Source organism: Psychrobacter sp. CX90 (genome assembly GCF_057396305.2).
Window position 1 is genome coordinate 1,114,238 of record NZ_CM182008.1, and the last position, 21,795, is coordinate 1,136,032.

The 21,795-nt window shown below is 38.9% G+C and carries 16 protein-coding genes; 7 read left to right on the plus strand and 9 right to left on the minus strand.

Translation table 11 applies throughout. The annotated features are described in order from the left end of the window. Positions 1-245 precede the first annotated feature (245 nt). The 8 genes from AC2SLN_RS04370 to AC2SLN_RS04405 form a co-directional block, all read right to left on the minus strand. A complete protein-coding gene (locus AC2SLN_RS04370) occupies positions 246-638 on the minus strand; it encodes a hypothetical protein (protein ID WP_486548360.1) in 393 nt (130 codons plus the stop codon). Positions 639-1,027: 389 nt separating this feature from the next. Then, complete coding sequence (prpF, locus tag AC2SLN_RS04375) at positions 1,028-2,263, minus strand: 2-methylaconitate cis-trans isomerase PrpF (protein ID WP_486548361.1); 1,236 nt, start codon at positions 2,261-2,263, stop codon at positions 1,028-1,030. A gap of 188 nt (positions 2,264-2,451) precedes the next feature. Beyond that, complete coding sequence (locus AC2SLN_RS04380; RefSeq protein WP_486548362.1) at positions 2,452-2,715, minus strand: Txe/YoeB family addiction module toxin; 264 nt, start codon at positions 2,713-2,715, stop codon at positions 2,452-2,454. Beyond that, positions 2,705-3,004: a type II toxin-antitoxin system Phd/YefM family antitoxin gene (locus tag AC2SLN_RS04385; protein WP_486548363.1), complete on the minus strand. Its 300-nt coding sequence runs from the start codon at positions 3,002-3,004 to the stop codon at positions 2,705-2,707. Before AC2SLN_RS04385 ends, AC2SLN_RS04380 begins: the two co-directional genes overlap by 11 nt. Before the next feature lie 188 nt (positions 3,005-3,192). After that, complete coding sequence (gene acnD / locus AC2SLN_RS04390; protein WP_486548569.1) at positions 3,193-5,847, minus strand: Fe/S-dependent 2-methylisocitrate dehydratase AcnD; 2,655 nt, start codon at positions 5,845-5,847, stop codon at positions 3,193-3,195. Positions 5,848-6,376: 529 nt separating this feature from the next. Then, positions 6,377-7,507, minus strand: coding sequence for a bifunctional 2-methylcitrate synthase/citrate synthase (gene prpC / locus AC2SLN_RS04395; RefSeq protein WP_486548364.1), 1,131 nt, complete (start codon positions 7,505-7,507; stop codon positions 6,377-6,379). 69 nt (positions 7,508-7,576) lie between these two features. Continuing rightward, the gene (prpB, locus tag AC2SLN_RS04400; RefSeq protein ID WP_486548365.1) at positions 7,577-8,470 is read right to left on the minus strand and encodes a methylisocitrate lyase; all 894 of its coding nucleotides are present in this window, start codon (positions 8,468-8,470) and stop codon (positions 7,577-7,579) included. Positions 8,471-8,992: 522 nt separating this feature from the next. Further along, the gene (locus tag AC2SLN_RS04405) at positions 8,993-9,925 is read right to left on the minus strand and encodes a LysR substrate-binding domain-containing protein (protein ID WP_486548366.1); all 933 of its coding nucleotides are present in this window, start codon (positions 9,923-9,925) and stop codon (positions 8,993-8,995) included. A gap of 520 nt (positions 9,926-10,445) precedes the next feature. On the opposite strand from AC2SLN_RS04405, the gene AC2SLN_RS04410 reads away from it, so the two are divergent. Next, positions 10,446-11,645 (plus strand): DUF805 domain-containing protein, encoded by a 1,200-nt coding sequence (locus tag AC2SLN_RS04410; protein ID WP_486548367.1) that lies wholly within the window; start codon positions 10,446-10,448, stop codon positions 11,643-11,645. 245 nt (positions 11,646-11,890) lie between these two features. Here AC2SLN_RS04410 and AC2SLN_RS04415 read toward each other — a convergent pair whose 3' ends face one another. Next, complete coding sequence (locus tag AC2SLN_RS04415) at positions 11,891-12,559, minus strand: TetR/AcrR family transcriptional regulator (RefSeq protein WP_486548368.1); 669 nt, start codon at positions 12,557-12,559, stop codon at positions 11,891-11,893. A 191-nt stretch (positions 12,560-12,750) separates the two neighbouring features. On the opposite strand from AC2SLN_RS04415, the gene AC2SLN_RS04420 reads away from it, so the two are divergent. From AC2SLN_RS04420 to AC2SLN_RS04445, 6 genes are all read left to right on the plus strand, one after another. Beyond that, positions 12,751-13,902 (plus strand): acyl-CoA dehydrogenase family protein, encoded by a 1,152-nt coding sequence (locus AC2SLN_RS04420; RefSeq protein ID WP_486530815.1) that lies wholly within the window; start codon positions 12,751-12,753, stop codon positions 13,900-13,902. A 122-nt stretch (positions 13,903-14,024) separates the two neighbouring features. Beyond that, positions 14,025-15,233 (plus strand): acetyl-CoA C-acetyltransferase, encoded by a 1,209-nt coding sequence (locus AC2SLN_RS04425; RefSeq protein WP_486548369.1) that lies wholly within the window; start codon positions 14,025-14,027, stop codon positions 15,231-15,233. Between the two features lie 65 nt (positions 15,234-15,298). Next, the gene (locus AC2SLN_RS04430; RefSeq protein WP_486548370.1) at positions 15,299-17,470 is read left to right on the plus strand and encodes a 3-hydroxyacyl-CoA dehydrogenase NAD-binding domain-containing protein; all 2,172 of its coding nucleotides are present in this window, start codon (positions 15,299-15,301) and stop codon (positions 17,468-17,470) included. Further along, entirely contained in the window at positions 17,463-18,533 is a 1,071-nt protein-coding gene (locus AC2SLN_RS04435; protein ID WP_486548371.1) for a CaiB/BaiF CoA transferase family protein, read from the plus strand. The genes AC2SLN_RS04430 and AC2SLN_RS04435 overlap by 8 nt, the downstream gene beginning before the upstream one ends. A gap of 140 nt (positions 18,534-18,673) precedes the next feature. After that, complete coding sequence (locus tag AC2SLN_RS04440; RefSeq protein WP_486548372.1) at positions 18,674-20,359, plus strand: AMP-binding protein; 1,686 nt, start codon at positions 18,674-18,676, stop codon at positions 20,357-20,359. A 113-nt stretch (positions 20,360-20,472) separates the two neighbouring features. Beyond that, positions 20,473-21,711: an OmpP1/FadL family transporter gene (locus AC2SLN_RS04445; RefSeq protein ID WP_486548373.1), complete on the plus strand. Its 1,239-nt coding sequence runs from the start codon at positions 20,473-20,475 to the stop codon at positions 21,709-21,711. The last annotated feature ends 84 nt before the right edge of the window (positions 21,712-21,795 follow it).

Sequence of the window (21,795 nt, forward strand, 5' to 3'; positions counted from 1 at the left end):
CTAGTGACTAAAAAAATTAGGGTTAAGAAAGACTTATTTCTTAACCCTAATTAAAAGTATAAAATCATATGATGTAAGCTCAATATCAATATATATTAACAACTTAGTGCCAACCAACAAGACTCTGACAAGTGATATATATTAGTTATTAGAATTAAATAGAATGACCATTCAACCCAATTTTGCATCGTATTGATTCACTTTATTATAAAAATTCTCTAACTTTATCTTGTGAATACAGGCTCTTATTTTAATAAACGTTTTTGATTAGCTTGTACTGTTTTTGCATAGGGACTAATACCTTTATTCATGATTTTAATTGTCTCTTTATCAATGTGTTTATCAAAGTCATTGAACACCTCAGTGTTGCCTAAAATAAACCTTTGATAGTCATACATCCATTGCCGTGCCAACGTCATTTGTGAGGATATAATCTGCGAGTTTACATCATTAAAAGACTTCAAAAAAGCTTTTTGCTTCTCTGCAATCATGGTATATATTTCTTGTTGTGATGCAGTAGAGTTGATTGGAGAGGTAGAAAGCATCCAAATACGAGAGGCCATAACCTGTGGAACAGCAAAACACATAGCAATGGTTTTTCGTTGCAGTTTTAATGTACGTGCTGAATTAATAAGCATATTTGCCTCAATTTAAATAGATAAAGATAAATATAGTTGTTTGTTAACAATAAACTTAAACTAGCTCAACTACGATTTTAAGTAGTGAACCTCAATGATTGACATCCGTTATATCAGTACACGCAATAATAGGTAGTATATTCTTTCTACTTCATTTGTTCGGATATAATAACTCTCAATACTGTTTGGTTTATGAATATTTTGTTAACTGTTTGCAAAGCTATGCCTATAAAATTATTTTTGAGTAATTTGTTTTACCCAAACCATAAATCTTAATAAATATGACCTATTCATGATAGTTAATCGCAAAAGACCTCACTACGCTGTGTTAGTGAGGTCTTTTAATACGTGTTATTACAGTAGTCTTGTATATAAAGCTGATAATTCGATTAAAAACTATCGGCTGGTACGTAAACCTCACCAACCATAATGCGGCGTGCTGAACGGCTCATAGACACTTTTTTGGCTTGCCATCGGCCCTCTACTAATTCTGTTTTACCGCCGACCAATAGGGTGCCTGAAGGATGTCCAAACCTAACTTCCTCTAAAGAACCACCACCGGCAGCTTCATTGACTAAAGTACCTTGCGTGGTTGCTGCTGCTGCAATGGCAACTGCTGCTGTACCCATCATTGCGTGATGTAGTTGACCCATACTCATGGCACGCACTACTAGATCAATATCAGCATCATTGACGTCTTTGCCACTTGAGGAGGTATAGCTTTGCGCAGGTGCCACCCAAGCGATTTTGGGGATATGTTGGCTACTTTGTGCATCAGACTCATTGTCGAACACACCCATCGCTACGCCACCTCTTGCTCGAATTTTCTCAAGCTTTGCCAGCGTAGCACTATCACTATTGATATCGCCTTGTAATTCGGTACCGGTAAAGCCTAAGTCTTTCGCTTTCATGAATATAGTAGGGATACCAGCACTAATAAACGTCGCTTCTACTTTGTCAGACTTTAATCCGCATCCCGAAACATCAAAATCATCGATTAAATTACCTGTAGGGAACATATCACTTGATGAATCTACTGGGTCTATAAACTCAATTTTGACTTCAGCAGCAGGGAAGGTAACGCCATCTAATTCAAAATCGCCCGTTTCTTGAACCTGCACGTTACCATTTTCATCTTTATAAACAGGTACATGAGCGATAATAGTTTTGCTGATATTCTGTTGCCAAATGCGTACCTCGCAAACCCCATTCTCATTATTATCACTGACACTTTGGTTAACTCTTTCAGCGTTAACTAAGCCCATATTGATGGCGCACGCACCAACGGCAGCAGTCAAATTACCGCAGTTGCCGGCCCAATCTATCATTAGCTTACCGATATTCACTTGTCCAAATAAATAATTGACATCATGGTCAGCTCCATCAGATTTTGACAAAATCACTGTTTTAGATGTACTTGATGAGCCATTGCCTAGGCCATCAATTTGCTTGCCATAAGGATCTGGACTACCAATAACACGCAGTAGAAAGTTATCACGAGCGTCGCCAGCCACCTGACAGCGTTCTGGTAAATCAGAGAGGTTAAAAAACACGCCTTTAGAAGTACCACCACGCATATAAGTAGCGGAAACTGGGATTTGCGGGGCAAAACGTGATTTAGTCATCAATAAATCCTTTTTATTTACGTTTGATATTAGGGTTTTTGAACATTCAAAAATGAAGACGGCTGATAGCTAAAATTGTTCCAAAATAGGCATAGAAAACAGCAGAAGTGGCATTGTTTGTGATTTTTTTGCAAACGTATATGGGGGACGACCTCAAATGATAATCTACCCTAAAACAATAACCGACCCTAATAATGATAACGACAGGCAATTATGGTTAAGTAGTCATCATCAACGGCATACACTAAGCGGTTTGTTTCGTCAATTCGTCGCGACCAAAATCCAGAGAGACTCTCTTTTAAAGCTTCTGGTTTGCCAATACCCTCAAATGGGGTGCGCTTGCACTCGATAATAAGTTTATTAACTCTTTTTAATGTTTTTTTATCTTGAGTTTGCCAGTATAGATAATCTTTCCATGCGGCATCTGTCCATGCCAGCTTTCTATCCCTCACTAAACGTCCCACCAACTAGGTTTTCATTATTTAACCCATCATCAATTAAGTCTAGCTCTTTTATATTTTGAGATTTATATTGTGCAATAGATTCGGCAAGATGTGCAGCGTTGGCTGGAGATTTTAATAAATGCACGGTTTCCATCAAACTATTATAGTAATCTAAGGAAATAACAACCGCATCTTCAGCATCGCGGCGAGTAACAATGGTTGCATCAGCGTCTTCTACTACGGCATCTAAGACATCTTTTAGGTGTTGCCTAGCTTCTGAAAAAGTAACTACTCTCATATTGGTTCTCCTGATAAATAATTTGTCTAATAAGTAACTTGTACAATATATAGTACATATTATGGCATAGTAAATACAGGATATATAGCATTGGTTATAAAAAACGCACAAACACACTTAATTAAGGTATTTGTGCGTCATATATAGCAATCAGTAATTACTCATCAAAAATCAACTTATTTAAGTAGTTAAACGACTTCACCTGCTAAAAACTCTTTGGCAAAGCGCTGAAGCATACCACCAGACTTGTACATTTTGACTTCATCTGCGGTATCTAATCGGCAAATAACAGGTTCTTTATCTACGTCGCCATTTGTACGATGAATAACCAATGTCATCTCACCACCAGCAGACACATCGCCTTCAATATCAAATACCTCCGTTCCATCGATATTTAGAGTCTTACGGGTGGTACCTTCTTTAAATTGAATGGGTAGGGCACCCATACCCACCAAGTTTTGACGGTGGATACGTTCAAAATCTTCCGCAACCACACATTCAACACCTGCTAAGCGAACGCCTTTAGCGGCCCAGTCACGACTTGAACCTTGCCCATAACCATCACCTGCGATGATAATTAATGGTTGATGACGAGTCATATAAGTCTCAATAGCTTCCCACATACGCATGGTTTGACCTTCAGGCTCAACACGCGCTAAAGAACCTTGAATGACGTTACCGTTTTCATCACGCACCATTTCATTCAATAGTTTTGGATTGGCAAAGGTAGCACGTTGCGCAGTTAGGTGGTCGCCTCGATGAGTTGCATAAGAATTATAATCCTCTTGAGGCAGTCCCATTTTATCCAAATATTCTCCAGCTGCACTGTCTGGCATAATGGCATTTGAGGGTGACATATGGTCAGTTGTTATGTTATCACCCAGTACAGCAAGGGGACGCATGCCTTTAAGCTTATTAGCTTCAGCCATTGAACCTTCCCAATAAGGAGGACGGCGAATGTAGGTGCTGAACTCACGCCAATCATATTGAGGGTCTATCACAACGGCATCATGTCGTCCGGCATCGGCTTTGGCCTCATCAAACATCGGAATGTACACTTGATTGTATTGCTCAGGTTTAACCGCAGCTTTAACAATAGCGTCTACCTCAGCATCATCAAACCAGATGTCTTTTAGATAGACATCATTGCCATCTTGGTCTTTACCTAAAGAGTCTTTTTCAATATCGAAGCGTATCGTACCAGCAATAGCATAAGCCACTACCAAAGGAGGAGAGGCTAAAAATGCTTGTTTGGCATAGGGGTGGATACGACCATCGAAGTTACGGTTACCTGATAGTACTGCGGTAGAGAACAAATCACGATCGATAATTTCTTGCTGAATATCTGGGTCAAGCGCACCACTCATACCGTTACAAGTCGTACAAGCGAAAGCAACCACATCAAAGCCTAATTTTTGCAACTCTGGTAATAAATCAGCTTCTTCCAGATACAACTTAACCGCTTTTGAACCAGGTGCTAAAGAGGATTTTACCCAAGGTTTACGCACCAAGCCTTTTTCTACTGCATTACGGGCAACGATACCTGCCGCTACCATATTGCGGGGGTTTGAAGTGTTGGTACAGCTGGTAATTGCCGCAATAATAACTGCACCATCAGGCATTAAACCGTCTTCTGGCTCAACCAAAGGCTGGTCGGCAGCATGAGCGATGCCGACTTCTGCTAAATCACTTGTTGAAACACGAGCGTGAGGACGAGAAGGGCCTGCAATATTGCGCACTACTTTTGATAAGTCAAAACGTAATACACGGTCATATTCAGCATCTTTCATACCATCTGCCCAAAGACCGGTTTGTTTGGCATACGTTTCAACAATTTTAATCTGCTGTTCGGTTCGCCCCGTTAGGCGCAGGTAATCAATGGTTTGCTCATCAATAGAGAACATGGCAGCCGTTGCACCATATTCTGGGGTCATATTTGAGATTGAGGCTCTATCACCGACCGTTAACTGACGTGCTCCCTCACCAAAGAATTCAAGATAGGCTGAAACAACGCCTTCCTCGCGCAAAAATTCAGTCATAGCGAGCACTAAATCTGTACCCGTGATTCCTTCTTGTAACTTACCCGTTAACTCTACGCCAACAATATTAGGTAGGCGCATGTAGGAAGGATTGCCCAGCATTACACTTTCAGCTTCCAGCCCGCCAACACCGATAGAAATAACCCCTAAGGCATCGACCATTGGGGTATGGCTATCTGTGCCAACCAATGTATCTGGGAAAGTAATGGCATCACCGTTTTGATCTGCCACGACCTGTACCACAGGCGACATTTTCTCTAAGTTGATTTGATGCATAATACCGTTGCCAGGAGGTACGACATTCACATTATCAAAGGCATATTCACACCAGTTGATAAAGTGAAAGCGGTCTTCATTACGGCGCTCTTCAATGGCACGGTTTTTCTCAAACGCATTTTCTTCATAGCCTGCATGTTCAACAGCCAATGAATGGTCAACAATAAGCTGTGTCGGTACAATTGGGTTAACTTTTGATGGGTCACCACCTTCGGCAGCGATTGCGTCACGAAGACCAGCTAAATCGACAAAAGCAGTTTGCCCTAAGATATCGTGACACACCACACGGGCAGGATACCAAGGAAAGTCTATATCCTGCTTATGATAGATATGCTGAGATAACGCTTCTGTCAAGTCTTGGGGTGGGCATCGACGTACTAAGTTTTCACACAAAACTTTTGAACTAAAAGGCAGTTTGGCATAAGCACCTGGCTCAATGTCGTTAACCGCTTGTTCAACGTCAAAGTAATATAAGTCAGTCTCGCCTCCATCAAGCGCAGGGAGTGGCTTTTTATAGTTTTGATTCATCTTCTGGGGGTTGGTTTGAGTTAGGGGCTTTTTGTGAGGATTAGGATTTGGCATGAGAAGCTGTCCTTGATAGTTGATTCATTAGAATAGTTCATCAAAACATGGGGGTTATAGGGGGGTAGTCTATTTAGTTGTAGTCTGTTTAGTTTAAGAAGGTATTGTGCATTTAAAGATAAAGTGTTCATTCGCAGTCAATAGCTATTTATCAAGCAAGCGTTTATTAGGCAACCACCCAAGCACCCGTTCAAACACCCCTCCAAACAAGAGGAGGGCATATATTGCTATGGATAGTATTAATCAAAAAACACCAAAACTAATAATCAGCCATGCTGCTATCCCCAATGGAATAAGCAGCATAAGCTCACTAAATAAAATATAAACGACAAGTTTACCTATAAAATCTAGCACGCGTTTTACAGAAGATGAAAAATCCTTTTCTGTCTTATCGTTTATATTGTTTACGTTTGGCTCAAGATTGTCGTCTATTATTACTATCTATATATCTTGAGTTATTAATGCAATCAAACGATTACCCACGCTCACTAATAGCAGGTACTTCTCTTGGTTCCTCACCAATATATTCTGCACTTGGTCTAATAATACGGTTATTAGCGCGTTGCTCAAATACATGCGCTGCCCAACCCGTTAGACGTGAACACACAAATATTGGCGTAAATAGTTTGGTTGGAATTCCCATAAAGTTATAGGTTGAGGCATGGAAAAAATCCGCATTACAGAACAGTTTTTTCTCACGCCACATAACTTCTTCACAGCGTACAGAGACAGGATATAAAACCGTATCCCCAACATCTTTAGAAAGCTTTTCGGCCCACTCTTTAATGATGACATTACGAGGGTCAGACTCACTATAAATAGCATGGCCGAATCCCATAATTTTATCTTTACGCTCAAGCATACCCATTAGGCCTTTTTCAGCGGCATCTGGAGAGTCGAAGCTTTCAATAAGATCCATAGCTGCTTCATTAGCCCCGCCATGTAATGGGCCACGTAGTGAACCAATTGCACCAGTGACACACGAGAAGATATCAGATAGGGTCGAGGCACAAACACGTGCGGTAAAGGTTGAGGCATTGAATTCATGCTCAGCATATAAAATCAAAGAAACGTTCATAACACGTGTATGTAGGTCACTGGGTTTCTTACCTGAAAGCAAGTGTAAGAAATGACCACCGATCGTCTCTTCATCAGTGACACAATCAATTTTGACACCTTCATGGCTGAAGCGATACCAATAGTTGATAATGGCTGGGAACGCTGAAAGCATACGATTTGTTTTATCTAATTGCTGATCAAAGCTATCTTCTGGTTCTAAATTACCAAGCATAGAACATCCCGTACGCAGAACATCCATAGGATGGGCACTTTGCGGTATGCGTTCAAGCACATCTTTCAGGGCTTGCGGAAGGTCACGTAACTTTTTAAGCTCTGCTTGATACGCATCTAACTGTGCTTGAGTAGGAAGCTCACCGTACAACAATAAGTAGGCGACTTCTTCAAATATACATTTTTCAGCAAGATCTTTGACATCATAACCACGATAAGTCAGACCAGATCCTGATTTACCAACAGTTGATAATGATGTTTTGCCAGCGACTTGACCACGAAGTCCTGCGCCTGTTAATTGTTTACCTGCTGCCATAATAAAATCCTTTTAGTGGGTTGGAGGGCATAAAAATTAAACGATTGAAAATCTTCTTAAGTTGTTAAACTACTTTTTATCAGCAAATAATTTGTCTAACGTTTGCTCGAATTCATGGTAGTTTAAGAAGTCATACAATTCCATGCGCGTTTGCATAGTATCAACAACCTGTTCTTGAGTGCCGTCGTTAAGTAAGTGCTGATAAACATTTAATGCCGCTTTGTTCATCGCACGGAATGCTGATAACGGATATAAAACCATATCAACGCCTACTTTATATAACTGCTCAGTAGTGTAAAGGTCTGTTTGACCGAACTCAGTCATATTTGCTAATACTGGAATGTCTAAAACGTCAGTAAACTTGCGATACATCTCGATGTCAGTTAATGCTTCTGCAAAAATCATATCCGCCCCAGCTTCTTGAAAAGCAACAGCACGTTCCACTGCAGCCTCGAGTCCTTCAACAGACAAAGCATCAGTACGTGCCATAATGACGAAGTCAGGATCTATTTTCGCATCAAGAGCTGCTTTTAAACGATCGACCATCTCACTCGTTGAAACGATTTCTTTGTTTGGACGATGGCCACAACGCTTTTGAGCTACTTGGTCTTCAATATGAACTGCTGCTACGTTGGCCTTTTCCATCTTTCTAATCGTTTGAGCAATATTAAATGCACCGCCCCAACCTGTATCAATATCTACTAGTAGGGGCGTGTCTACTGCATTGGTAATGCGACTTGCATCTTCTAGAACGTTATCTAAACTGGTCATACCGAGATCGGGTAGACCGTATGAGGCGTTAGCAACACCAGCACCAGAAAGATAAATGGCTTTATGACCTACTTGAGTTGCCATCATTGCTGTATAAGCATTGATCGTACCCGCAATTTGGAGAGGTTTATTGTTTGACTTTTGCTCAGTTAGAGCGTCACGAAAACGTTTACCAGCAGAGTTTATGGTCATATTTCAATCCTTGATATCTAGATATGAGGTAAGAAAAATAAAAGATTATGGATAAGCGCTTAACAGTAAGAATTTTTACTAATTAGTATTGTTTTTACTATGTTTTATTTGTCACTATTATTTATATTGTTAAGCACATGCTAACTTACAAAGCAGCTATAAAATAGCTCGCTATGAATCTTATTAAAATGAGCATACTCTCTAAAACGATAAAATTAAAGTCATTTTACAAACCCAATATTTAAGTTGAGTTAATATTAATAATTAGATTAGCTTTATATATTTTAAATATAAATACTTATATTCATTTATTGGGTTTTTTTAGCAAGGTAATATTCGATATATGTTAAATATGCGGCATTAGGTCAGGACAATAGTAATGTTTTGTTACAATTAATCTTAAACGAAACAATGGATCAGAATTTATAAGCTAAATAAATTTGATGTCGCAATAGATTTTGATAACGCGATAGAATTTAGAATTCTAAACGTTATATAAAATTAAGTGGCATATCGAAAAACTTATATATGACGACGGTAGGTAATACCCCGCTTTTCATAAACAGAATAAATGGCTTCAAGCAAAGTTTCAAATGCAGGATGAGTGGGCTGCTGTAAGCTACTCAAAAAAATTGGTGAGGTGGTATCTTCATGCAGAATAGAGCAATAACTAATTTGTTCAGGACGAACGGTTTTTAAGCATTCAGGGACAAGTGTAATTCCTTCACCTGCGGCAACAAGACCTAATGCTACTTGTATGTCACTAACTGCGGTCGTCATATGCGGCAGAGTAGACTGTTTGTTAAACAAATGCAGGATAGGCTCACTAATCATGTTACCGGCATCATTGCGCGGTACTGGTAAATGGGTTTGATGATAAAGAATGATTCTATCGTTAACGAGCTCACTTAATTTCATTTCACTTGAGTTAGCCAATATATGTGACTTGGGTATAGCAGCTACATAACGCTCGTGACGCAGTAATAGCTGTTTAATGTTAGCGTCATCATGTTCAAACCTTCCAAAACCGACATCGATTACGCCAGATTTTAATGCTTCAAGCTGTTTAAATGAGCTGATATCTTTTAAATTAACTTCAAGAGTGGGAAGGCGCTGTTTTAAAGTAGATAGAATGACTGGTAGCAAACCATATAACACTGAGGGCACAAAACCAATATTTAGTGTATCAGGTGGGTTAGCAATTTTTTGCGTCAGAGCAACGGTGCTGTCAAGGTCTTTTAACAAAGTATTTGTTTTTTTATATAAAAAATCCCCCGCAGGCGTTAATTGCAAAGGTCGATTATAACGATCAATGAGTTCTACTTCCAAATCAACTTCCAATTGTTTAATCAATCTACTTAGCGTTGGCTGAGATAAACCAGTAACTGACACGGCTTCGCTAAAACTCTGCAGACGTGCTACCGCATTAAAGGCTTTCAACTGTTTAAGTTGCATTTATTTATACCGTCATAACTTATCGTTAAAAGTAAGTTTAGAAACAAGTTTATGGCTTCGTTTCGGCAAACGCAACTGTTTAGCTATTGTTACAGGTACTTTTTATTCTAATAGATTTTGGCTCTATGAAACTTGTGTTTATAAATAGCCTTAATTACTTTTATAGTCCAGTGTCGCAAATAAAAACTAATACTCTTTTAGAGGCTATAGGATTTTTAGTAGTAATGAGCTAGAGTTAATGAGGTCTTCGTAAATACATAAATTAAAAGACATTTTTGAAAATTTTGCCGAGAATATAGTAATGGATTATGGGTCAGATTAGTATAATCTGTGATATGTTTAAAGATATAATAGCGTTGATTATTGGCTTTTTATATCATTAATAGAGTATGGCGAATATGAGAATATCTACCTAAATCCTTAATTTTAATAAGGTAATTAGTATATGAGTGGTGGGTTACATTCTGCGTCGTGTTGGTTATAATAGAGCTGTAATAGCAACATATAAGCAAGTTTAAATATGAAAAAGCCATCAAAAACAACATTAAACTCTAAAAGCCTTAATGGTTCTGTAAGAATGGGGAAAAGTAATCCTCAATCTTTAAAAAGATTTAATTCTGCCAGTAAATACAAAATTGATTCTAAAAACGATGAGAAATCAGGAATATCTTCCACCACCTTATCGAGTCATGGTTTTGAATTTGTGGATAATGACTTTGATAAAGTAGATAGTCACAATGCCACTGATTCTGATTTATCAGTTATCAAGTCAACCTATAATGACAATAAATGGTATTCTTTAAGTGGACGAATTAGTCGAGTACAGCTTCTTGCTTATACTATGATTCTGAGTATTGGATTAGTGCTAATAATCGCCACAACTTTTACCTTATTAGAATCAACATTTATCAGATCGTCTGATATATCAAATCAAACATTAAAACTATTTCTTGCATTTGTTACACTTCCAACTTTTGTAATAGCAATATTTGCCTTTATAATTTATCCGCGTAGACGTTTACATGATGTTAATAAAAGTGGGTGGTGGTTAGCTACTTATTTTTTACCACCAATCTCTTTTATACTTTTATACTGGTTAATTATAAAAAAAGGGAATAATAGTGCTAATAATTTTGGGCTGTTACCAAGGCCAAATACAGGTTGGCAAAAAGCTTTAGCGTGGTCATTCGCCCTCTTCCTTGCTATTAGCCTCATAAGTGGCTTAATGTTGTCAAACGATATTAAACAGATGCTCACGAACTGGGTAGGTGTGCCAATAAAAAAACTTTCTATTAGTCGGCAAGGCTTGGAGAGTTATAATCAACAAGAAGATATTATTATTAGTGAGGGAATTCAAGATACTGCTCTAATTGACAGCACTGCTATATCTGAGGGTACTTCAGAGGCTAGGGATCATTATAGTACAAATGATTTAAAATCTGGCCAAACTGATATGACTAATGGTCCTGTGTTGAATACAGATCCTGAAGCAGACCCCGAGGTTCAGGAGGCCATTAACGATGCTATAGCAAGTGATTTTATTACCCAATCAAATGAAAAAAAGTCGACGAATGACTATTATGAGTTTTTAAGAGCGTCTGAAACCCCTTTGTTAATTGAAAAAGAACCATTAAAGACTTTGAAAGATACGCTTGAAGATATTGAAGATATTCATGTTGATGAGTCCTCAAATGAGGCCTTAAGTAGTAGCGATCCTTAACTGCTTACCATTAACTGTATTTCATTAACTATCGGACCTCTTTCGATACAAAACTAAAACCTTTAAGTCATTAGTATTAAAGATTTCAAGATAGGTGGGGCTTTAAAGAATACTATTAAGAAGGTAAATTGACAGACCTATCCTCTAATAACTTACCTCTTAATCTCTCATGTTTTAATCATTATAGATTCCTTAGTGCTAAATTTTTATAATCGTTTAGCTTTACTATCCGAAGTTTAAATAAGTTAAGGCTTACTATACAAGTCAGCTTCTGGCTTTGATATCGCTCTCCATAAAATCAGAAAAAGTTCATCAAAATTATCATTAAGTGGGCTTTTTGACTTCCGAATAACCTGCATGGTGCCAATGCGCATAACAAATCCCATAAACACATCAAATAAAACATACAATGGCACGCTATCATTAAGTACGCCACGATTTTGCCCATCAGCTAACACACTTGCAAAAGCATTTATCAGATCTTTATTCTCATAAATAGCAATCTTACGTATACCGGCTGTGGACACAGAAGATAACACCATAACCGCATCAGGATGCGAATCAACAAAATCAAAACAAACCCATAGTGTCTTACGCAGACGATCTTGAACGCTATCAATCCCTTGTAAATGATCGATCATTCTTTCAGCTAGCCTGCCAAGCACCCTATCCATAATGGTATGAAATACAGTTTGTTTGTCACCGAAGTACTTATATAACGTTTGTAAAGAAACATTTGCGGCTTTGGCAATTTGAACCATCGTTACTTCCTGAGCATCATCTCCAGAAAATAATTGATGTACCGCTTTTTCAATCTTGTCTAAGGTAGCAGGTCGTATTTTGGACAAAGGAGCGAGTGCTCTATCATTAAGTAAAAGGGTCTCATTCGAATTACTAGCAATTAAATGGTGCAAGTTTAAGTTCTCCCAATCGGTAATTTAAATTACTATTTTTTAGTGATATGTTGCGAAGCGATTTCTAGTTATGTAATATCAAAGCTCACTTAAGATAAATAAAGGTTTTATTTTTATTTATTATAACATTTATGGTAATAATTATTACCATAACATAAAACTTAATTTTATCCTCGTTAAGGATTGACGCTATGAGCATTGACACTTTTAAAAGCAACTGGATGACCGAAGAACATGAAATGGTGTATGACAGTGCGCTTAAAATGTTTAAAAGCTGGGAAACAAAAGATGAACAATGGCGTGAAAATGGCAAGATAGATCGTGAAGCATGGAATGAAGCTGGCGAAATGGGTTTTTTATGTGCTTCAATGCCAGAAGAGTTTGGTGGTGGCGGTGGTGACTTTGGCCATGAAGCGGTTATTCTTTTAGCCCAAGCACAAGCAAACCAGTCTGGGTTTGGCGGTATGGTTCACTCAGGGATTGTTGCACCTTATATTCTAAAACATGGTACTGAAGAGCAAAAGAAGCAATGGTTACCAAAGATGGCCACAGGTGAGTATGTTGGTGCTATTGCAATGACAGAACCAACAACGGGTTCCGATCTTCAAAATATTAAAACATATGCTGTAAAAGATGGTGATGACTACATTATCAACGGTTCAAAAACTTTCATAACGAATGGTCAACACGCGAACCTAATTGTTTTAGCTTGTAAAACCGATCGGGAGCAAGGGGCACAGGGTGTTTCTCTGATAGTGGTTGAAACTGATGGATTAGAAGGGTTTTCTCGTGGACGTAACCTTAAAAAAACCGGTATGTCAGCTCAAGATACTTCAGAGTTATTCTTTAGTAATGTGCGAGTACCTCAAAAAAACTTATTAGGTAGTGTTGAAGGACTTGGATTTATCCAGATGATGCAAGAATTACCACAAGAGCGTTTAATTATTGCATTAAGTGGCTGTGGTGCTATTAAACTTGCACTTGAACTTACCTTAGATTATGTGAAACAACGTGAAGCTTTTGGTAGACCAATCTGGAAGTTCCAAAATACTCGATTTAAACTAGCTGAATGCCAGGCCGATTACTTAGCAGTACGAGCTTTGTGTGACTCAGCTATAGAAGCTATGATGAATAATACGTTAACAGCACCTCAAGCCTCATTAATTAAGTATTGGGTAACAGAGAAGCAGTGCAAAGTGGTAGATGAATGTTTACAACTGTTTGGTGGCTATGGTTATATGACCGAATATCCAATAGCGCGTATGTATGCTGATGCTCGTGTACAAAAAATTTATGGTGGCACCAATGAAATTATGAAGGAGCTTGCGTCTCGCTTTATGTAGCAGAGAGTAGCTCGCTAGCTTATTAAGCATAGAAAGTAAATGCGACAAGTCGTCGTCGGTATCAAGAGTTTAACAAGGTTAGGTTTGTTATTTTGCAAGGTATAAAATAAAAAGGGATATTTATGACTGAAGTTGCCTATATATATGATGCTATTCGTACACCGCGTGGGAAGGGTAAAAAAGGCGGATCGCTGTATCAAGCATCTCCTATCTGGTTAGTACGTACTTTATTACAAGAAATGCAGCAGCGCCATAACCTTGATACAAGTTTGGTTGACGATGTGGTACTTGGTTGTGTGACACCCGTAGGCGAGCAAGGTTCTGATATTGCTCGTATTGCAGTCATAGATGCCAATTGGCATGAAAGTGTCGCTGGTTTAACGTTATCTCGCTTTTGTGCCTCAGGATTAGAATCTGTGAATCTAGCCGCAACAAAAGTTATGTCTGGGATGGAAGATTTAGTCGTTGCGGGCGGTGTTGAATCTATGAGCCGTGTGCCGATGGGTTCAGATGGCGGTGCTTGGTATATGGATCCTCGTGTCAATGATGCAACTCAGTTTGTCCCACAAGGCGTCAGTGCAGATACTCTGGCAACTTTACGTGGCTTTAGTCGTCAGGATGTTGATGAATTTGCCGCTGAGTCGCATAAGAAAGCCGCCGCTGCATGGGCTAATGGCTATTACGATAACTCTGTAGTTCCTGTGACTGATATAAATGGCATGCTGCTGCTAGATAAAGACGAAACTATTCGTCCAAACACGAGTATTGAGACTTTAGCAGGGCTTAATCCCTCTTTTACAATGCCTGGTAAAATGGGTTTTGATAGTGTCATTCTTGATAAATATACCACTATTGAAGAGATTAACCATGTACATCATGCCGGCAACTCATCTGGTATTGTAGATGGTTCAGCATTATGCCTCGTAGGTAGTAAAGCTGCTGGAAAAAAGGCTAATCTCAAGCCTCGTGCAAAAATAACCATGGCTTCAGTGATTGGCTCAGAGCCAACTATTATGTTAACTGGACCGACGCCAGCTTGCAGAAAAGCGTTAGATAAAGCGGGTATGACAGCAGCAGATATCGATCTTTGGGAGATTAATGAAGCCTTTGCAGCTGTGCCGATGAATACAGCATTAGATTTAGGTATATCTTTAGATAAAGTTAATGTCAATGGGGGTGCTATTGCCATGGGTCATCCACTCGGGGCAACAGGTGCAATGCTTGTCACAACGGTACTTGATGAACTAGAACGCAGAGACCTAAACTCCGCTATGATTACCCTATGTGTAGGCGGTGGCATGGGTATTGCTACTATTATTGAGCGTGTTTAACTCCGACAACTAATTTTTAATCCAAGATACGGATATAACCTACGCATAGAGAATAAGGATATAAAATGAGCACAGATAGCGTTAATGCCATTAATGAACTAGAAAACTTTTCTGCAGAGTCTGATAACGGTATTGTGATCGTTACTATTGACCAATCTGATCGTAAAATGAATGTCATTGGCGATGGTTTCAATGAAGCTTTTGCTGCCTTAGCCGATGCATTTATTACCGATGAAGAAGCAAAGGGCTTAATTCTTACGTCTGGAAAATCTACCTTTGTGGTAGGTGCTGACATCGATCAATTAGCTGGAATAGAAACAGCTGAGCAAGCTTTTGAATTGGTTGAAGATTTCAAAACCAGCCTTCGTAAGCTTGAAACTTCTGGTAAACCAGTTGTTGCTGCAATAACTGGTACAGCACTAGGAGGTGGTCTAGAGCTTGCTTTAGCTTGCCATTACCGTATTGCTATTGACTCTCCAAAAACTAAACTTGGTTTACCAGAGGTCAAACTAGGTGTATTACCTGGTGGGGGTGGTACACAGAGGCTACCACGTTTAGTTGGTATCCAAAAAGCTCTTGAATTAATGACTCAAGGCAAGGAATTGCGACCGAAACAAGCATTAGATATCGGTCTTATCGATGCGATTGTTAGCAATAAAGAAGAGATGTTTGAACAAGCTCAACAATGGATTATAAATAATCCAAAAGCTACACAACCATGGGATACTAAAGGATTTAGAATCCCAGGTGGAGACAGTAAACACCCTAAAGTGGCGCAAGTATTTTCTATAGCCCCAGCTATGGCGAACCAAAAATCACATGGCAATTATCCTGCTATCACTCATATTATGTCGAGTGTGTTTGAGGGTTGCTTAGTTGATATCGATACTGGCCTCAAAATTGAATCCCGCTATTTTGTCGCTTGTGCGCTTTCTGCTGAATCTAAAAATATGATTAATACCTTGTGGACTCAGTTGAATAGCCTTAAAAAAGGTCAATCACGTCCAGAAGGCATTCCTACTTCTAAAATAAATAAAGTAGGTATTATTGGTGCAGGTATGATGGGTGCGGGCATAGCCTATGTGACTGCTAAAGCAGGTATGGAAGTCGTTTTAATTGATACTTCAATCGAAGGTGCGGAAAAAGGTAAGAGTTACTCTACTAAGATATTAGATAAAGCCATTAGCCGTGGTCGCTCAACTGAAGAGAAGAAGCAAGCTTTATTAAATTTTATTAAACCTACCGTTTCTTATGATGATTTAGAAGGGTGTGATTTAGTTATTGAAGCTGTGTTTGAAGATCAAGAGATTAAAGCGGAATGTACGCGTAAATCGGAATCAGTAATACCTGAAACGGCAGTGTATGCTTCTAACACTTCTACACTACCTATTACTGGTTTGGCTGAAGCTAGCAAACGACCAAATCAGTTTATCGGTCTGCATTTCTTCTCACCTGTAGATAAAATGCCATTGGTTGAAATTATCATGGGCGAGAAAACCGATGATGAAACTTTAGCCAGATCATTTGATTTTGTGCAACAAATAAGCAAAACACCTATTGTTGTTAACGACAGCCGCGGTTTCTATACCTCTCGTGTATTTGGTACTTATGTATCAGAAGGGATTGCTATGTTAGGTGAAGGTATTCATCCGCGCAGCATCGAAGTTGCAGGTATGAAGTCAGGCATGCCTATGCCTCCGCTTGCTCTGCAAGATGAAGTCTCGTTGGGTTTATCATTACATGTTATGCAGCAAACCAAACTTGCTTTAGAAAAAGAAGGCAAAGAATTTGTGCCTCATCCAGCACAGCCAATTATTGAAAAAATGGTAAATGAGCTTGGTCGTGAAGGCAAAAAAGCCAGTAAAGGTTTTTATGAGTATCCAGAGAACGGCGAGAAACATTTATGGTCAGAATTAACTGAATTATATCCTACTAAATCTGTGCAACCTTCGCAACAAGACTTGATTGATCGCCTGCTTTATGTCCAAGCTAATGAAACAGCAAAATGCTATGAAGAAAATGTTGTTCGCTCAGTAGCAGACGCTAATATTGGTTCAATTTTTGGCTGGGGCTTTGCGCCAAATCAAGGTGGGACACTACAGTTTATCAACTCAGTAGGCGTTAACAAATTTGTTGAACGTAGCCGTGAATTAGCAGCCTTATATGGTAAGCGTTTTGAGCCAGCTTCTATTCTCGTTGAAATGGCTAAATCCGGTCAGGAGTTTACTGATGACTGATAAACTATTGCATCAAATGACGGACTGCTTACAGGGCATCAAGGTAGTTGATTTAACTCGTAATTTACCGGGACCTTTTGCTACTAGATTACTTGCAGATCTAGGTGCAGATATTATTAAGATTGAACCTAAAAATGGCGATCCTGCGAGAGCTTTTGGAGAGTTGTTTACTGCTTTAAATCACGGAAAGAGCACACATAAAATCGATTTTCGTGATCCTGATGGCATTGGAGTTATCAAACAGCATCTTAATGATGCTGATGTTATGCTTGATAGCTTTCGTCCTGGCACTTTAGAAGGAATGGGGCTTGATAGTAAAACCCTGCTAGAAATCAACCCAAAATTAGTAGTGGTTTCTATTACCGGATATGGTAGCGCAGATGACAAAAGTATCAGCCATGACTGGAGTAATAAAGCGGGACATGATATCAACTTTATGTCCATGAGTGGTGTACTCGACCAACTTAAGTCTGCTGAAGGTGCTCAAGCTATGCCCAATGTACAATTTGCAGATTTAGCAGGTGGAAGCGACACAGCGGTTATCGCTTTATTAGCCGCTTTGCTAGCGGCTAAAACAACAGGTAAAGGTCGTCATATTACAGTTAGTATGACACACAGCTTATACCATCATCTCGTAATGCCTAAAGCAACAGGTAAATTGATTGAGCAAATGACGGGAAGTAAACCTGCCCCCCAATACGATTTTTTAGGCGGATTATTACCTTGTTATCGGTTATATAAAACATCTGATGATCGGTTTATGGCAGTAGGTTCATTAGAGCTGAAGTTTTGGCAGGGGTTATGCGACGTGCTAAACCTTCCTGATCTCAAAAACGTACATTGGCAACGCGGCGTGTTACCAAATATGCCTGAAAGTCGTTCAGCGATGGAAAGTATTGCTGAAACTTTTTCAAGTCAACCTTTGTCGTATTGGTCAAGTGTTTTTGAAACCGCTGATGTTTGTGTTACCCCTGTACTAACGCTTGAGGAGGCTCAAAAGCATCCTTTGTTTGCGCATCAAGATAAGTACGGGGCTACCGCTGGTTGGCAAGTTATTGATTAGTTTATAAAAATAATTTGATTTTACAGTAAAGTATATAAAAGTATATAAGAGCTTCTTTGCAAAGATATGACTTCATTTCACTGTTAATTATTTCTTAGCCTCTTTTATTAAGTTGATCCTATTACCAAGGAAGGTAAAATATGACAAAGTTTTGGACTAAAAATTATCCAGAGGGTATTGCCTCGGATATTCCTCAAGTCGATGAAACATTAATTGATTTTTTCGATGCTACTCTAAAAAAGTTTGCAACTAAAGATCTCATGACAAATATGGGAGTCTCATACACCTATGCCCAGGTTGATGACATATCCCTTAAAATTGCATCTTGGATTCAAAGTTTAGGTTTAGCAAAGGGCTCATCAATTGCTTTGATGATGCCTAATGTGAATCAGTATCTGCCTATTATAATAGGTGCTTTACGAGCTGGGATGGTGCTTACTCTTATTAATCCACTCTATACGTCACGTGAGCTCAAACACCAGCTTGTTGATTCAGATGCTAAAATAATATTTATTTTAGAACCTTTTTGTCATACTTTAGAAACTATTGTCGCGCATACCGCCATTGAAAAGGTTATTATCAGCCCTATTGGAGATATGTTGGGATCGGTAAAAGGCGCCCTTGTTAACCTAGCGGCTAAGCATATTAAAAAAGCAGTTCCAGCGTACCGTTTAAGCTCAAATTCAAATTATGAAGTGTATCAATTTAGATCCATATTGAATGATGCTAAAACCCTAAGCTATTCTCGTCCTGATGTTAAAACAGATGATTTAGCGATGATTCAATATACGGGTGGTACTACTGGTGTGGCTAAAGGGATATTGATTAGCCATCAAAATGTCGTTTATGGCACAATGCAATATGAAGAATGGTTTAAACCCATCTATAGTAGCCAAAACCCAAATGATCAACTGACCTGTGTTGTGGCGCTACCTTTTTATCATATATTTGCCTTTATTATATCTTTATTAGGTATGCGAATGGGTCAGCATTTATTGGTCGTGACTAACCCTCGAGATATTGATGCATTTATTAAGCTACTACAGAAGCAACCTTTCCATATGTTACCCGCAGTAAACACCTTGTTCCATGCCTTATTGCAGCATCCAGAGTTTAAAAGTATCGATTTTTCATCTTTAAGACTGTCTTTAGCAGGGGGCATGGCTGCCACACCTGAGATGGCTCGAAAGTGGTTTGAAGTGACGGGGGTACCTATCATTGAAGGATGGGGGATGTCAGAAACACTTGGTGTCGGCACAGCTAATCCGCTTACCAGTACTGAATTTACCGGTACAATTGGCATGCCATTGCCAGGGGTTGATATACAGATTTTAGATGAGGAAGAAAATGCATTAGAGGTAGGAGAGGTTGGCGAAATTGGAATTAAAGGTGGGAGTGTTATTTCTGGTTATCACAATCTTGACAATAGCCAATTTTTTTCAAAGGATGGTTATCTTAAAACAGGTGACATTGGTACAATGGACAAAAATGGCTATGTCAAATTGCTTGATAGAAAGAAAGATATGCTGATTGTCAGCGGCTTCAATGTCTATCCTAATGAAATTGAAGGGGTTATCGAAATGCACCCCAAAGTTAGAGAATGTTCAGTGGTTGGCGTTGATGATGAGCTTCAAGGTCAATCTGTTAAAGTATTCATCGTAAAAGATGATTCAAGTTTAACTAAGAAGGAGATTACTGATTTTTGTAAGAAAAACTTGGCTGGCTATAAACGTCCTCGTCATATAGAATTTATTGATGAATTACCAAAATCAACAGTTGGTAAAATTTTAAGACATAAATTACGTTCCTTAAGCAATAAAGAATAGATTAATTAAACAATGATTCTTGTTAGGTCAATAACGTCGTTATTTACCTTCATTTATAACCTTCTTTTAGTCGCAATGGATGTGACTAATAATACTGCAATGGAGAATGCACAATGTCAAAAACTTTCTATCTAAATCAATTAGCTGGTGCTTTAGCATTGGTTTCTTTCGCTTCAATGGCTGGAGCTGCTGGCCTTGATCGATCTGGTCAACCAAGTGCAGATTTTACTAAGGAGGGTACTTACGCATACGCCAGTGCTTATCGTATTAGCCCAGAAACCAGTGGAGAATATACTAATGATGGCGTTACTAGAAAATATGACGGTGTTGCTCAAGATTATAATGGCTATGGTTTTGGTGTTAAAACCGATCTAAACGATAAAGTTAGTGTGGGGGTGTTTTACGATCAACCCTTTGGTGCCGAAATTGAGGTTGAAGGCGATAATAACCCACTGGTTAATGGCGATGTCCATACTAAAGCAAGTGTAAATTCAGATACTTTTACTGGTTTAGTTAACTTTAAGCTTGGTGAGGCTGAAAACTTTAGAGTTTATGGCGGTCCTGTCCTAAGTAAACTTGAGGGTAGGTTAAATTTAGCGAGTGGTGAAACATCTGGCGATTTGAAAAACTTATCGCTTGTTAATGGTTATAATTTATATCTCCCAAAAGATCAAGCTTATGGGTATATGGTTGGCGCAGCTTTTGTTAAGCCTGAAATAGGCTTAAAAGCGGCAATAACTTATCGTTCCAAAATTGAGCATGATGTCAAGTTTGGTGAACATATGCCAGCTATTGATTATGTGAACTTAAACCCTCAACTTCAGCAACTTGGGTTAGTATCACGTACCAATGAACAAGCTACGCTGGAATTACCAGAGTCTATAAATATTGATTTTCAAACTGGTCTTAACCCAACAACCTTATTGACGGCAAAGGCGCGCTGGGTACCTTGGGGAAGTTTTGAAATCACGCCGCCTTTATTAGAAAAAAATGTTAAGACACTTGCTCAAACTGCTAAAGCCCCTCTAGTAGCTTACTCAGATGACTCATACATGGTAGAGTTGGGGTTAGGAAAACGCTTATCGTCAGCCCTTGCTGTTTCTGGAACTATTGGTTGGGATAAAGGAGCGGGTAATCCTGTAACTGTATTAGGTCCAGCTGAAGGTTACTACAGCATAGGTTTAGGTGCCAAATACAATGTTACTCCAGAATGGTCTGTTGCTTTAGGGGGTAAGTATCTTATGTTAGGGGATGCGGATACTCAATTATCTTCAACTAAAGCACCTATGGGTAAGTTTGAAGATAATGATGCTTATGTAGTCGGTTTGAAATTAGAATACGCTTCTAAATAATTTCTCTAATAATGCACTGATTCCAGTCAGTCTCGATGATAAGTTTTAAAAAGGGTGGCATACAAAAAAGTATGCTACCCTTTT